The following is a 13,806-nucleotide window of genomic DNA, read 5'->3' on the forward strand; positions in this document are numbered from 1 at the left end:
CGTCACATCGGCAGCCGGCTTTGATCCGGATCAAAGCCGTTTCTCCGCATTTTGCGGCAGACAGAGAGACCAGCCGGCGAGTCGTGCGCCGGCGCAGAGTCCGCTCGCTTGCGCACATTGCGGCTCCCGATCCGATCCCGGTCGGTTTCATTGTGACAACATCATAATGTCACGCCACCTTCACCGAGGCCCTCTACGTCTTCGCCTCGTTCCACAACGGCACGGGGATTCGCATGTCGCGCTACTACAAGACGCTGCAGACGCAGCGCTTCGACGACTATCGCTACTATCATCAGAGCCGGATCAATCAGACGCTGCACCTGGTCAGCGCCGTGATCTTCCTCCTGTGCTATGCGCTGCTGTTCAAGGATCCGGCGATGGCCGGCCTGGTCGGCTGGCTCGCGATGCTGACGCGGCAGACCGGGCACTTCTTCTTCGAACCGAACGGCTATGACCACGTCAACGGCGTCAGCAACGACTACAAGGAGGCGGTCAAGGTCGGCTACAATCAGACCCGCAAGATCGTGCTGCTGACGGTGTGGGGCCTGGTGCCGGTGGCGCTGTTCGCGTTTCCGACGCTGTTCGGCCTGTTCGCCGAGCCGACCGGCCGGATGGACTTCGTCCGCAACGTCGGCCTGCTCTGGCTCGCGGTCGGCATCGGCGGCGGCCTGTTTCGCGTCATCCAGCTGTTTGCAATGCAGGATGTCTCGACGGGCCTGATCTGGGCCTTCAAGGTGCTGACCGACCCGTTCCACAACATCGCGCTGTATTGGAAGTCGCCGCTGGCGCTGCTGCGCGGCGAGCTGATCGATCCGACCATCAAGGACGCCTCGCATTGGGGCGCCGCCGAGGACGAGGCCGAAGAAGCTGCGCATCTCACCTGATCGCGAGTTCCCGCCGCCGGCCGGTCCCGCGGCGGGAGTCCTCGAACAGACGGGCTGCAACAACATGGAACAACTCTCCTGCTACGCCGTTGCGGCCTCAGTGCTGGCGGCCTTCAGGAGCTCCCCATGTGTGACTACAGCCTCCATACTGTTGCTTCCCGCGATGCCAAAACTGCCGACGTGCTGGTCTCCTGTCGATTTCCCGGCACGGAGACCCGCGGCTTCTGCACCAAGGACGACCCGTTGACCGCCGTCTGCCTGCGGCCGGGCACGGAGCTCGCCTTCGAAGACGATGTCCGCATCAAGGGCTTCTTCTTCCGGCGCAAGGTCGGCGCCCATCTCGCCCGCTTCCGCCAAGTCGACACCAACAAGCCGACCGAACATCACGATGCGCTCGAATTCTCCAATGGCCGAATCGTCAAGGTCACCGACCTCGCCACCGGCCAGCGCGCCCGCGTGCTGCAGATGCCGGCCGATCCGGCCGCCAAGCGCACGACCGTACCGCTCACGATCGAGCTGCGGGCGACGCAGCTCTGAAAACGTCGACATGGCCGGCGTCAGCGCCGCGGCGGCGCTGGCGTCGGGCATGGCCAGCTGAAGACAATGCGCGTCGTCGGAGGCTGCGGGCCCGCCCCCTGATGCCATCCTGAACATGTGATCTTGCATGCGTGTTCGCGATCCCGCGGCACGATCGGTGCCCGAGTGATGCGGCAGTCGTCCCTCTCGACAACGAGAGGGCGCGGGGAAGGCCGGGTGCTGACCGCGGCCCATGGCCCGCCTGCAACAAGAAAGCAGGCGGCAGTCACCACAGGTCGGGCCTGACAACCGGCCTCCCCCGCGCGATCGGTTTTAACGGTGTCCTTCGTGCTCTCCCTGGGGATCGGCGTTCTTGCCCCCATCGCCCGCCCCGAGCCGTCACAGCATCGAAAGCGAACTTGACCTCAGCGTCGAGAGGCCAGGACCACACGACTTCGCCGTCCGCGCCGGACTGCGCTCGTCTGGCGCAGCCGTCACGTCCATCGCAGCCCACCTCCACGTTCGTGACGACGCGTACGTCCCTCTGCACGAGGCGGGATGGGGAGAGAAAAACATGATTTCGGAAAAATAGCAAGAGCAATTTCGCAAAATCCGCAGATCACGGGGCGGCGGCGGTGCGCTCCCCTCCCCCTTGCGGGGAGGGGAAAGGAGAGAGCGGTGGTGTCGATGGAAAATGCTGACACGCTTCAATGCAGAACGCCGATGAATGCCTGCTTCAATCAATCAGGCAGGTTGGTAAACCTCGGCCGCCAGACGCCGAGGATGACGTTGACGGTGGCGACGCCGAGCATGACCCAGATGGCGCCCTGCTCGGTGCCGAAGTTGGGCGCAAGCGTCGCCGGATCGATCTGGCCGGCGACGGCGCGCGCGGCCTCCTCGGCGGCCTCCTGCATCGGTCCCTGCACGGCGGCAAAGCCCCATTCGAAGACGAGGATGCCGGAAGCGAGCTTGGCGAGCGCCCAGCCGGCACTGTGCAGTGCGCGGTTGACGGCGATGGCAAGCAGGCCGGCGACCAGGGTCAGGCCGAGCGAGGGGAAGAACACGTAGCGCACGATGGCGCCCATCGCCGCGCGCATCTCGGCATAGTGCGCCAGCGACACCGACGGCTGCGGGATGAGGCCGAGCAGCACGACGAGGCAGGCCATCGCGCCCATCATGCCGATCGCGCCCATCGTGTGCAGGAACTTCATCAACCGTCGCATGGCATTCCCCCCGGCGTCGTGAAGATGAGATCTGATGCGGCGGGGATTGCGGCCCCAGCCAAGTCAGGCCGCGCTGCATGCGCAGGCTGCCGTCACCATTCATCCATACGATCAGGATCGGCGACCGGATCATGCATCCGGACGGATGCCTGTCTACCAGTGCCGCGTACCCGGCCCGCCCTTGAACGGTCCGACGACACGAGAGGTGATCCAGCCGCCGTAGAAATCGCCCTGTTGCGCGGCAACGCGCTCGTCGCCGACGAAGCAGGCCTCGACCCGCGAGGCATAGAACGCCAGATGGCCCGCGATCGGCGCGAATGGCGCCGTCGGCTGCTCGTAGCTCCAGGCGGCCTGCTCGGAGACGCGGCCGCCGACCTCCAGCGTCCAGTAGCCGGCGACGCCCTTGAACTCGCAGAACGACCGGCCGGGCGCGCGCCGCAGCCACTGCATCGCGACATGCTGCGGCGGGATGTAGTAGACCGGAGGATGGCTGGTCTCGAGCACGCGATGGCCATCCTGCGTGTCGGCGATGGTGACGCCGGCAAATGCGACGCGCAGCCGCGCCATGCAGCGCTCCAGCCGCGGCGGCCGCGGATAGTCCCACACCGATTCCTGGCCCGGCCCCGGCACGATGCGTTGCATGTCGCTTCTCCGTTGTGGCGCCACCGACCGCGCCTAGCGACCGGCCAGCGCAAGGCAACGGCCGAACGGAGAGAAGGGATCACCGGAGACGGATGGGGAGCGGCGGCCGTCGTTCCGGCTTCACGAAGGTGAGGCCGCCGGCGGAGCGGGCTGAGGCTCCTGCACAGCGGTGGTGCCGGTGCCCTGCCCGATGCGGAACAGTTGGATGTAGCTGCCGAGATAGAGCGGCGTGAGTCCGGCGACCGGCTGCTCAGGGACTGGCGGGTCGAGCAACAGGACAGCATCGAAATTCGACCGCCAGCCGGCCAGATAGCGCGCGAGCGGCAACACGTCGGCGGGCGGCGTGTCAGGTTGCAGCCAGCGCCACGCGGCGGGCTCGGCCAGCGGCTGCGCAAGACGAGCGAAAGAGGGACGGACCGTGATGGGCTGCTGGTTCGGATGGGCGAACATCAGCGGCCAGAACGCCCGCCGCTCGATCACGAGCAGCGCCGCCATGTGGGAATCGACGTAGCGGAATCCGGGCAGGATCCGCTCGCGCCGGCTGGAGACGGGCTGCTCGTGGCCATGCGCGGCGATGACGCGCGCGCCAGGCTGCACATGCGCGATCGCCGCGCGCAGTTCGGCGAGGTCGACCCTGTGATCGATCCATGCCGATGCGATATCCGCGGTCCGAATCAACATCAGCCCCGAGAGGACGATGCCGACGAGCACCGCCTTCCTGCCGGACACGACCGGCTGCAAGCCGGCGAACAGCAGCAGGCCGCACATCGCGGCAAAGCGCATGTCGATCAACGTTCCTCCCAGCGCCGTCCACGGCGCGGCGACGAAGGCAGCGAACAGCGCCGCCAGCGCCAGCGGAACGCCCGGCGCGACGACGAGCTGGCGCCGGACGAGGACCAACACAGACATCACCACGACGGTCGTGATGATCGTCAGCTCGGCGCTGGTGGTCAGAAACGGCGTCATGATGCGCCACAGCTTCGGCGGTCCGTCCCAGTCGCCGAGTTGCAATCCACCCTCGCCCAGCGGACAGAGCCCATAGAGCAGCACGGCCGGGCTGAGCGTGACTCCGAGCGCACAGGCAGCGACAGCGAACTCCCGCGCCAGGACCGGCGACCGGCGCAGCCGCCACAGCCGATCGGCCTCTCCGGCGCCGATCAGGACCGCGAAGAACAGCAGGCCGAAGATGTGGCAGAGGAAGGCGGCCGCCGCGGCGATGGCGCCCCAGGCGATCGCGGGCAGCCAGCCGCCCCGACGGCGCAGCGCCACCCAGCCCGCGGCGCCGCCGAGGGCCAGGCCGAGCGAGAGCTGGAAATTCATGAAGCCGAGCAGGAAGACGCCGTCATAGGCGACGATGCCGGCCGCCAGCGGCCACAACGACAGCCGGCCGAACACGGCGCGGTGATAGGTGATGACGCCGACGAGCGGCGCGAACAGGCTGAGCGCGAGCAGGATGCGGCCGCCGACATGAACGTCGGTGACGCGCAGCAGCGCGACGCCGATCACGTCCATGCCGAGATTGGGCAGGATGCGCCAGTTCGGCGCGTATATCTGCGACAGCACGGGATCGTCGGGATGCGCCAGGACGAACAGCCGCGCGAGGTGGTTGGGATAGTCGAGCACCGGCGGGACATCGACCAGCAGGAACGGCACCGCGAGCACGATGGCGAGCACCAGCGCCAACAGAATCCAGCACCAGGACAGGTCGCCGGCGCTGGAGGCGGACACCGGATGATGGGGAGCTGATCGAACGTCTGAATGCACGAGGAGCCCGGCCGGCACGATGGCGCCAGTCGCCGACGAGCACGATGGCAAATGCATTGAGGTACCCCATTCCGCCCGGGATACTTCGATACCATCCGACCAAAGACTGCAAGATGTCGTGAAACAACCTTCTGGTTGTGCCTAATGCCCCGTTACTTTACGGGGATTCCGCAAAGCCGGCGGCTCAAGCGATCGCCTGAAGATAACGCTGCACCGAGCGATCGAACGCCGCCTTCGCATCGTCGGCGATGTTCTTCTGCCACCAGGCGCCGTAGATGCGATCGAAGGCGAGCGGCGCGACCGCATCGGCGATGCGGCGCACGGCGGCCGCGCCGAGCGGGATGTAGTTTGGATAGGAATACATGAAGCTGACGTGGCGGCGATCCATCGCCACCATCGCGATGTCGCCGGTCAACAGCGCGCCCTTGCCACCGGCACCTTTGCGCCAATGCAGGATGGTGGCGCCGGCAAAATGCCCGCCGGTCCGCAGCAGCACGACGTCATCCGAGATGGCGAGGCGATCGCCCGTCCATGGCACGATCGCCGGATGCGGCCGGGTGACGAAGGCGCGGTCGTCGCCATGGAGATAGACCGGCGCGTTGCCGAACGCGGCGCTCCAATCGGCGACCGCGCCATAGTAGTGCGGATGCGACACCGCGATGGCCTTCAGGCCGCCCAATGAGCGGACGCGGGAGATGGCCGCATCGGTCGCCAAGGGAATGCAGTCCCACATCACGCAGCCGTCCGGCTCGGGAACGAGCAGCGCGCGCTGGCCGATCGCAAAGCTCGGGTCCAGAGCGAGGCCGGTCAGGCCGTCATCCTCGCGCCAGATGACCTGATGCCGGCCAGCAAGGTCGTCGCGGCTGAGGAAGCTCTGTCCCTTCCAATTCACATATTGCCGCTCGTCCTCGCAGACGACGCAATGGCCGGGCGGCGCCTTCGTATCGGGAAACTGCGCGCCGCATTGAAAGCAGGTCCAGAGAGGCATGGATCACCGGTCGTCGAGATGGGATTGCGGAGGATAGCACGCGGACCATCCCGGAACACCGTCGCGCGCGGCTTCGTGATTGCCTAGTGTCGCCGGACGCCCGACAGGAGTTCTCGACATGCCGACCACGCTGCGCCGCGCCTACGTTCACCGCCTGCCGATGCGGAGCCCGGACGATGTCGGCGCGCTCGAGACCGGAATCGCGCAAGGCGCGATCGATCCCGCCGGCATCGTCGCCATTCTCGGCAAGACCGAGGGCAATGGCTGCGTCAACGACTTCACCCGCGCCTTCGCCGTGCGCTCGCTGGAGACGCTGCTCGGCCGCTATCTCGCAGCCGACGCCGTGCGGCAGATCGCGATGGTGATGTCGGGCGGCACCGAGGGCGCGCTGTCGCCGCACATGATCGTGTTCGAGGCACGCGACGGGGATGACGCCGCGGCGCCGCGCGCTTTCCCGGCATCGCTGGCGCTGGGGCGCGCGCGCACGCCGGCGCTGCCGGGCGAGCATCTCGGCCGCATGCCGCAGGTCGAGCTCGTGGCCGCCGGCGTGCGCGCGGCAATGACCGACGCCGGCATCAGCGATCCTTCCGACGTCCATTATGTGCAGGTGAAATGTCCGCTGCTGACGATGGAGCGCATCGAGGCGGTCGAGGCCCGGGGACAGCGCACCGCCGTGCGCGATACGCTGAAATCGATGGGCTTCTCGCGCGGCGCCTCGGCGCTGGGTGTCGCGATCGCGCTCGGCGAGCTCGCCGCCGCCGATGTCTCCGACGCGACGATCTGCGCCGACGTCTCGCGCTACAGCGGGCGCGCGGCCACCTCGGGCGGCGTCGAGCTGCTCGACCACGAGATCATGGTGGCCGGCATGTCGGCCACGTGGAGCGGGCCGCTCGCGATCGATCATGCCGTCATGGGCGATGCCATCGACATCGAGCCGGCCCGGCAGGCGCTCGCCCGGCTCGGCCTGAACGTGCCGGGCCAGGTGGCGGCGGCCGATCGCAGCCGCATCGCCGCGGTGCTCGCGAAGGCGGAGGCGGCGCAGAGCGGCCGGCTGCGCGGCCAGCGGCATACCATGCTGGATGACAGCGACGTCTCCTCCACCCGCCATGCCCGCGCCTTCGTCGGCGGCGCGCTGGCCGGGCTGTTCGGCTTCACCGACCTGTTCGTCTCAGGCGGCGCCGAGCATCAGGGTCCCGACGGCGGCGGGCCGGTCGCGATCATCGCCGAGCGCCGCTGATCTCACGGTCGAGACCGCTGCTTGCAGATGCCGGCCCCCGGCATGAAGGTCTACGCTCGGAACCTCACCAACCGCTCCATTCCGACACCTGCCACCGCGGCAACGTCCCGTTCACCCAGGTCGCTCCGGGCGCCGCGTTCTACCTGATCACCACGGCGAAGTTCCGAGCCGCACACGCGCCCCGATCAGGCAACGGATTCGCCAGATTCCCGCCGCATCTCGCGACGCGGCGGGGAGCAGCTCGAACCGAAGATCGACCGAAGTGATCGTCAAGCGAACGATCCACCTCGCGAGACGACGTGAAGGACCACCAATTCTCTCATCAGCAATTGAATGACGGAGATCGGTTCAACCAGGAGATTTCAACTGTTGCTACGGGGCGACAGTCTGCAAACAACTCTCATTCTCAGAAATGGATGGAAACTTTTCGCATTCCGGCCACCGGCGGAACCAGCTTTGGGCCGCTTTCCCCCGCTTCTTGACTTGCATTCGCAACAAGCGCGCGCCGGTTGCGGGCGTTCAAGCGAACCCAAGTCAAAGTTTTGCGTAACGAATGGGGTGGTCGAGTATGGGTAAGGCAGTCTTTCCAAGGAGCTTGCGAGGGGCAAGCGGACACGAGTGGGATCCATCTCCCGAGATTTCCGGTGTGAAAGTCTCGGCAGTCGCGAGCCTGATCGCGGTTGCCTCGTTCTCCGGTGCCGAAGCCCAACAGGCGCCGCTGCCGTCCGTCACCGTCGAAGCCCCGGTGGCGCGCCCCAAGCCGGCCGCCTCGCGCCCGACCGCGGACCAGGTCCGCGCCCGCGACGCGATGCGCCGCGCCGCCCGCCAGCAACAACAGCAACAGGCCGCGGCGCCGAAGAGCAATCTGCCGCCCGACCGCAACCCCTATTCCAGCCCCGCCTCCGACTACAAGGGCGAGCGGCTGCAGGCCTCCGGCAAGTTTCCGGAGAAGCTGCTCAACACGCCGAAGACCGTCACCGTCCTGAGCAAGGAGATCCTGGCGGACAAGAACTCCACCAGCCTCAAATCCGCGGTGCTTTCCACCGCCGGCGTGACGCTCGGCACCGGCGAAGGCGGCAACGCGTTCGGCGACCGCTTCTTCATCCGCGGCTTCGACGCCCGCAACGACGTCTTCATCGACGGCGTGCGTGACGCCGGCGTCTCCGTGCGCGAGAACTTCTTCACCGAGCAGGTCGAGATCCTGCGCGGCCCGGCGTCGTCCTTCGCCGGCCGCGGCACCACCGGCGGCGCGATCAACATCGTGACCAAGCAGGCCACGACCGAGAACAGCTTCTACAACATGGACACCACGCTCGGCACCGACAGGACCAAGCGCGTGGTGATCGACGTCAACCAGAAGATCACGCCGACCTTCGCTGCCCGCGTCGGCGGCCTGTTCCAGGATGCCGGCGTGGCCGGCCGCGACTACGTCACCGACAACCGCAACGGCGGCTTCATCGCCACCAAGTGGACGCCGCTGGACACCGTGACCCTGTCCGCCAACTACATCCACAACGAGGTGACCGGCCGTCCGGACTTCGGCGTTCCCTACTATCGGCCGAGCACGCTCACCGCCGGCGCGCCATTCCCCGAGGTCGGCTCGCCGCGCAACGCCTGGTATGGCTTCGTCAACCGCGACTTCTCGCGTGTCGGACAGGACATCGGTACGTTCAATGCCGAGGTGAAGGTCACTCCAGACCTGACTATCTCCGACAAGATCCGGGTGTCGCGCTCGACCCTGAACTACATCGGCACGCTGCCGGAAGGCCCGACGCTCACCAACCCGCTGTCGAATTCGACGATCCGGGCCAATCCGCAGAGCCGCTTCCAGCAGACCGACGTGCTCGCCAACCAGCTCGAGGCGACCTACAAGTTCGATACCGGCAACTTCAGGCACACCGTGCTCGCGGGGCTCGAAGTCTCGCAGGAAAAGGCGCGCATCAACAGCTACACCGGGTTGACATCCGAGCAGCAGGGCCTGGCGTTCGCGGGCAGCGGCTCGCTCTCGGGCGTGAGCGTGTTCAACCCGCAGTTCACCAACCTACCGTTCGGCATTCCGTCGCTGGGACAATTCCCGACGAACGTGAAGATCGACTCGGCGAGCGTCTACGCGCTCGACAGCGTCAACTACCGCGATCTCGTCATCCTCAACGGCGGCGTGCGCTACGACAAATACGACGTCCGGGTCGACGGCTTCGGCACCGTCAACGGCGTCGCCAACACGCCGGGTTCGACGGCGGCCTCCAGCGGCATGCCGAACTTCAACGTCGGCATGACCTTGAAGCCGGTGCCCTACGCCAGCTTCTATGCGGCCTACGCCACCTCGTCGAATCCGGTCGGCGCGGAGTTCGACGGCCTCAGCCCGCAATATGGCGGCCTGTCGGCGGTCACCAATGGCGGCGCCAACCAGATCTTCGGGCCCGAGAAGAACACCTCGATCGAGATCGGCACCAAGTGGGAGCTGCTCGACGGTCGCCTGCTGGTCACCGGAGCGCTGTTCCAGACCGAGAAGGAGAACGCCCGCGAGTCACGCAACATCACCAGCGCCGCGCAGGCCACCGCGGACTGCCCGTATCCGGCAGGCACCATCGGCTCCGTGCCGTGTCTCTCGGCCGGTGCCGCCTACCGCATCCGCGGCATCGACCTGCAGGCGGGCGGCAAGCTGACCGACAAATGGAGCATCTTCGGCGGCATCGTGCTGATGCAGTCGGAGGTGACGAAGTCGAACATCCCGCCAGCCAACACCGCGCTGTTCACCAGCAATGTCGGCCTGCAACTCGCCAACACCGCACACCAGTCGTTCAGCCTGCTGACGAAGTACCAGATCAACGACACCTGGGAGATCGGCGGCCAGGCGGTGTACCGCTCGAAGATCTTCGGCGGCACCTGGCTGGCGGCCAACCAGGGCACGGAGCTGCCGAGCTACTGGCGCTTCGATGCGTTCGCGGAAGCCAAGCTCGACAAGAACTGGACGGCGAAGCTGTTTGTTGCCAACATCTTCGACAAGCTCTACTACGACGCTCTCTATCAGAGTGCCACCCCGTTCGTGCTCGTCGGTCCGGGACGAAGCGCGTCGATCGTCCTGTCCGGGCGGTTCTGATCGCACACCCAAACCTGGGCATACATCAAGTGATGAGTTCATGCTGATCTGTGTCCCCGGAGTTTTGAGCAAAGACGATGTGGCGGACTTCCGCCACATCATGGACGACAGCGACTGGGAGGACGGTCGCTCGACGGCCGGCGCCCAGTCGGCCATGGTCAAGCGCAACGAGCAGTTGCCGCCCGACAGCGAGGTGGCGCGCAAGCTCGGCCACCGCATCATTTCGGCGATGACCGCCAATCCGCGCTTTCTCGCCGCAGCCATCCCGCAGCAGATCTTCCCGCCGCTGTTCAACCGCTACAGCGCGGAGTCGGGCCACCATTTCGGCATCCACGTCGACAACGCGGTCCGCGGCGACAAGCTCACCGGCCTGCGCATTCGCACCGACCTTTCGGTCACGCTGTTTCTGTCCGAGCCGGAGGATTACGACGGCGGCGAGCTGGTGATCGAGGATCTGTACGGCTCGCACGAGGTCAAGCTGCCGGCCGGCGACCTCGTGCTGTATCCCGCCTCGAGCCTGCACATGGTCACCCCGGTGACGCGCGGCGTCCGCGTCGCCTCGTTCTTCTGGCTGCAGAGCATGATCCGCGATCCCCTCGCGCGCAGCATGATCTTCGATCTCGACACGACGATCCAGGGATTGTCGCAGCGGATGGGACGCGACGATCCGGAGATGGTGCGGCTGACCGGCCTCTATCACAACCTGATCCGCTACTGGGCCGAGAACTAGACGACCGTTTTCAACGTTCCAGCCCTATTGATGCAGATATGTAGACCCTCACTGTCATCGTCCGCGAACGCGGACGATCTGGTACGCCGTGACATCTCGGTTCATCATCTTCGCGGATTGCTGGATGCACTGCCTTCGCGGAGTATGACAGCGGTCGAGATGGCAAGCGATAGACCCGGCATCGACCGCTGTTTCCAAGGAAACGCGCGTCTCAATATCCGCCTTCGGTCGCCATGCTCACGTTGAGTTCGATCGTCTACGAGCCGGGTTGCACACATGCAGCCCGGCTCATTCGTTCGGACGATGACCGCATCGCTGCGGAGCCGTTCTCAGCCTTCGCGATGGACCACCGTCCAATCTCACAAGCGGCCGCCTGTCTCTTCCTTGAGCTGTCACACGTCCTTGACTGCCGGCAGACCGCCGCTTGCGAGCAGCACGATCTTTCTACGCCGGCAAGCGTGTGCGATTCGCGAACTTCAGCCACCGCTCGCGGCTTGAGCAGATCGCGCGGGGCCCGTTTTTTCAAACAAACCTGATTCCACCGCACCCTGATTCGGATCTCGACGCTTTCGAGCCCTTTCCGGCGGCATCACGTCTCGAAGAACGCGCGTGATGCCCTCGCGCCCACCGAACGGGACCATCACGCCGGCGCCCACTAATTAGAATTGATGGAAGACCGAACGGCGGCATTTGCGTGACAGGCAGCCGCGTTGGCGGAACCGTGCACGGCTCGTCGCGCCCCAGGTCAGGACTTTCAGGGAGTTATGACGCGATGGGCAGCATCGCGAGCTCTTACGCAGATCACACGATTCGATTTTTCATCTGGCATCGCACTCACCGGAGTGACTGCCGACATTGATGTTCCCGCTTTGAGTCAACGCGCCGTCTCAAAACAGCCGGGTTACGACTAGAAGCATTACAGAGAAGATAACTACCAAGGGGTACGCAGCAACATGTTCAGGATCGTTCTTCATGTAGGAGCGGTGATCGCAGCCGTTTCGGCCGGCGCCATGGCGCATGCCGAGCAGCCGGCCACGTCGCCGAGACCTGGCCAGGCTGCCACCGCCCCGCAGACCACAGCACCGAGTCCCACGACTCCGACCGGCGCGAAATCCGTTCAGGCTCCGACGACGGCGGCCGCCACGCAGGCGCCTGCAGCTGCGCTCGCCAACGCCGCCAGTGCGCCGGCTCCCGTCGCGCACGCAGCTCAAGCTCAGGGCGGGGCTCCGAAGCCGATGACCGTCGGACAGGCGCAGACAGCCCCCGCCGTTGCCCAGCCCGCGCCCACGGCGCAGGCGGCCGCGCCTTCGCCGGCTCCGGGCGCGACCACGCCGCAAGCTGGTGCAACGAACCAGGCACCGGCCGCCACAACGAACGACACCCAGCCGTCGAGCGCGACCGAAGCCGTCACGGACACGGCAGCGGGCGACAAGGCGAAGGACCAGGCAGAGAAGCCGGCCCAGGGCGCGGCACAAGGCGGTGCGCAAGCGGCATCACACGTGCCGCATGATCTGTCGCCATGGTCGATGTTCCTGGCCGCCGACATTCTCGTGAAGTCGGTCATGATGGGGCTCGCGCTCGCCTCGCTTGCGACCTGGACCGTCTTCATCGCCAAGACCATCGAGTTCTCCATCCTGCGCCGGAAGCTGAGCGGCGCGCTGCGCAAGGTCGACGACGTACGCTGGCTGTCGGAAGCCAAGCTCGCGCTGGGATCACGCCAGAACGTGCTGACGGCTCTGATCGACGCCGCCATGCACGAGATCAGAATGTCGTCCGAACTGCCGTCTCACGGCGTCAACGAGCGCGCCGCGTCGAGCTTCTCCGAGATCGTACGTGCCGAGGGCCGGCGTTGCCGGACCGGCATGGGCCTGCTCGCCACGATCGGCTCGATCTCGCCCTTCGTCGGCCTGTTCGGCACGGTCTGGGGCATCATGAACAGCTTCATCGGCATCTCGAAGTCGCAGACCACGAACCTCGCGGTCGTCGCGCCCGGCATCGCCGAAGCGCTTCTCGCAACCGCCATCGGCCTCGTCGCTGCGATCCCGGCCGTGATCATCTACAATCACTTCACACGGGTGACGAAGGGCTACATGGAGCTCGTGAACCGGTCCTCCGGCGCCACCGCCCGGATGCTGTCGCGCGATCTGGATCGCGGCCAGAGCCACCACAGCAGCCATCACGGCGAGCACTTCGAGCCCATCCACGTCCACTCTGCGCCTCCGATGGCGCTGGCGGCGGAGTAGCTCCATGGCCGTCTCTCTCTCGGAAGGCGATGGCGACGATGATCTCGGCGAGACGAGCGACATCAACGTCACGCCCTTCATCGACGTGATCCTGGTGCTGCTGATCATCTTCATGGTCGCGGCGCCGCTGTCGACGGTCGACGTGCCGGTCGATCTCCCGACATCGACGGCCACGCCGCAGAAGAAGCCGGACAAGCCGATCTATGTCAGCATCAAGCCGGATCTGACACTGTTCGTCGGCGAGGAGCCGGTGAAACGGGCGAGCCTGGTGAGCACGCTCGAGCACATCCCCGAGGCGGCGAAGGACAAGTTCATCTTCCTGCGCGCCGACCGGGGCGTGGCGTATGGAGAGCTGATGGACGTGATGGAGCTGCTACGGACCGGCGGCTATCCGAAGATCAAGCTCGTGACTGTCGAAGGCGTCTCACAGGCCGCCGCCCAGACTGCACATTGAAACCAGTGAAACGACGGAACTGAAG

The 13,806-nt window shown here is 66.1% G+C and carries 11 protein-coding genes; 7 read left to right on the plus strand and 4 right to left on the minus strand.

The features are described from left to right. Positions 1-233: 233 nt before the first annotated feature. Positions 234-884, plus strand: a complete 651-nt coding sequence (locus QX041_RS32430; RefSeq protein ID WP_316167903.1) for an Mpo1-like protein — start codon at positions 234-236, stop codon at positions 882-884. 126 nt (positions 885-1,010) lie between these two features. Then, positions 1,011-1,421: a hypothetical protein gene (locus QX041_RS32435; protein WP_315753724.1), complete on the plus strand. Its 411-nt coding sequence runs from the start codon at positions 1,011-1,013 to the stop codon at positions 1,419-1,421. A gap of 719 nt (positions 1,422-2,140) precedes the next feature. Here QX041_RS32435 and QX041_RS32440 read toward each other — a convergent pair. From QX041_RS32440 to QX041_RS32455, 4 genes are all read right to left on the minus strand, one after another. Continuing rightward, positions 2,141-2,623, minus strand: a complete 483-nt coding sequence (locus QX041_RS32440) for a hypothetical protein (RefSeq protein WP_315716506.1) — start codon at positions 2,621-2,623, stop codon at positions 2,141-2,143. A 153-nt stretch (positions 2,624-2,776) separates the two neighbouring features. Beyond that, positions 2,777-3,265: a DUF427 domain-containing protein gene (locus tag QX041_RS32445; protein WP_316167904.1), complete on the minus strand. Its 489-nt coding sequence runs from the start codon at positions 3,263-3,265 to the stop codon at positions 2,777-2,779. 120 nt (positions 3,266-3,385) lie between these two features. Further along, entirely contained in the window at positions 3,386-4,993 is a 1,608-nt protein-coding gene (locus QX041_RS32450) for a hypothetical protein (protein WP_316167906.1), read from the minus strand. 220 nt (positions 4,994-5,213) lie between these two features. Then, positions 5,214-6,017: an MBL fold metallo-hydrolase gene (locus QX041_RS32455; RefSeq protein WP_316167907.1), complete on the minus strand. Its 804-nt coding sequence runs from the start codon at positions 6,015-6,017 to the stop codon at positions 5,214-5,216. 118 nt (positions 6,018-6,135) lie between these two features. Here QX041_RS32455 and QX041_RS32460 point away from each other — a divergent pair, with 118 nt between their 5' ends. The 5 genes from QX041_RS32460 to exbD all read left to right on the plus strand — a co-directional run bounded on the left by QX041_RS32460 (position 6,136) and on the right by exbD (position 13,781). Further along, positions 6,136-7,254 carry a ring-opening amidohydrolase gene (locus QX041_RS32460; RefSeq protein WP_316167908.1) on the plus strand — a complete coding sequence of 373 codons (1,119 nt, stop codon included), beginning with the start codon at positions 6,136-6,138 and terminating at the stop codon, positions 7,252-7,254. A gap of 568 nt (positions 7,255-7,822) precedes the next feature. Further along, positions 7,823-10,354, plus strand: a complete 2,532-nt coding sequence (locus tag QX041_RS32465) for a TonB-dependent receptor (RefSeq protein ID WP_315828452.1) — start codon at positions 7,823-7,825, stop codon at positions 10,352-10,354. A gap of 40 nt (positions 10,355-10,394) precedes the next feature. Then, on the plus strand, positions 10,395-11,084 hold the full coding sequence (locus tag QX041_RS32470; protein ID WP_315716500.1) for a Fe2+-dependent dioxygenase: 690 nt from the start codon (positions 10,395-10,397) through the stop codon (positions 11,082-11,084). Between the two features lie 953 nt (positions 11,085-12,037). Next, positions 12,038-13,327 (plus strand): tonB-system energizer ExbB, encoded by a 1,290-nt coding sequence (gene exbB, locus QX041_RS32475; RefSeq protein ID WP_316167909.1) that lies wholly within the window; start codon positions 12,038-12,040, stop codon positions 13,325-13,327. A 4-nt stretch (positions 13,328-13,331) separates the two neighbouring features. Next, the gene (exbD, locus tag QX041_RS32480; protein ID WP_316167910.1) at positions 13,332-13,781 is read left to right on the plus strand and encodes a TonB system transport protein ExbD; all 450 of its coding nucleotides are present in this window, start codon (positions 13,332-13,334) and stop codon (positions 13,779-13,781) included. Positions 13,782-13,806: the final 25 nt, after the last annotated feature.

Source organism: Bradyrhizobium sp. SZCCHNRI2009, assembly GCF_032485115.1.
In the GTDB taxonomy this organism is placed as follows: domain Bacteria; phylum Pseudomonadota; class Alphaproteobacteria; order Rhizobiales; family Xanthobacteraceae; genus Bradyrhizobium.

Bases quoted from the DNA above. Each gene is read 5' to 3' on its own strand.
- QX041_RS32430 (WP_316167903.1), top strand. From the start codon at position 234: ATGTCGCGCTACTACAAGACGCTGCAGACGCAGCGCTTCGACGACTAT.
- QX041_RS32435 (WP_315753724.1), top strand. From the start codon at position 1,011: ATGTGTGACTACAGCCTCCATACTGTTGCTTCCCGCGATGCCAAAACT.
- QX041_RS32440 (WP_315716506.1), bottom strand. From the start codon at position 2,623: ATGCGACGGTTGATGAAGTTCCTGCACACGATGGGCGCGATCGGCATG.
- QX041_RS32445 (WP_316167904.1), bottom strand. From the start codon at position 3,265: ATGCAACGCATCGTGCCGGGGCCGGGCCAGGAATCGGTGTGGGACTAT.
- QX041_RS32455 (WP_316167907.1), bottom strand. From the start codon at position 6,017: ATGCCTCTCTGGACCTGCTTTCAATGCGGCGCGCAGTTTCCCGATACG.
- QX041_RS32460 (WP_316167908.1), top strand. From the start codon at position 6,136: ATGCCGACCACGCTGCGCCGCGCCTACGTTCACCGCCTGCCGATGCGG.
- QX041_RS32465 (WP_315828452.1), top strand. From the start codon at position 7,823: ATGGGTAAGGCAGTCTTTCCAAGGAGCTTGCGAGGGGCAAGCGGACAC.
- QX041_RS32470 (WP_315716500.1), top strand. From the start codon at position 10,395: ATGCTGATCTGTGTCCCCGGAGTTTTGAGCAAAGACGATGTGGCGGAC.
- exbB (WP_316167909.1), top strand. From the start codon at position 12,038: ATGTTCAGGATCGTTCTTCATGTAGGAGCGGTGATCGCAGCCGTTTCG.
- exbD (WP_316167910.1), top strand. From the start codon at position 13,332: ATGGCCGTCTCTCTCTCGGAAGGCGATGGCGACGATGATCTCGGCGAG.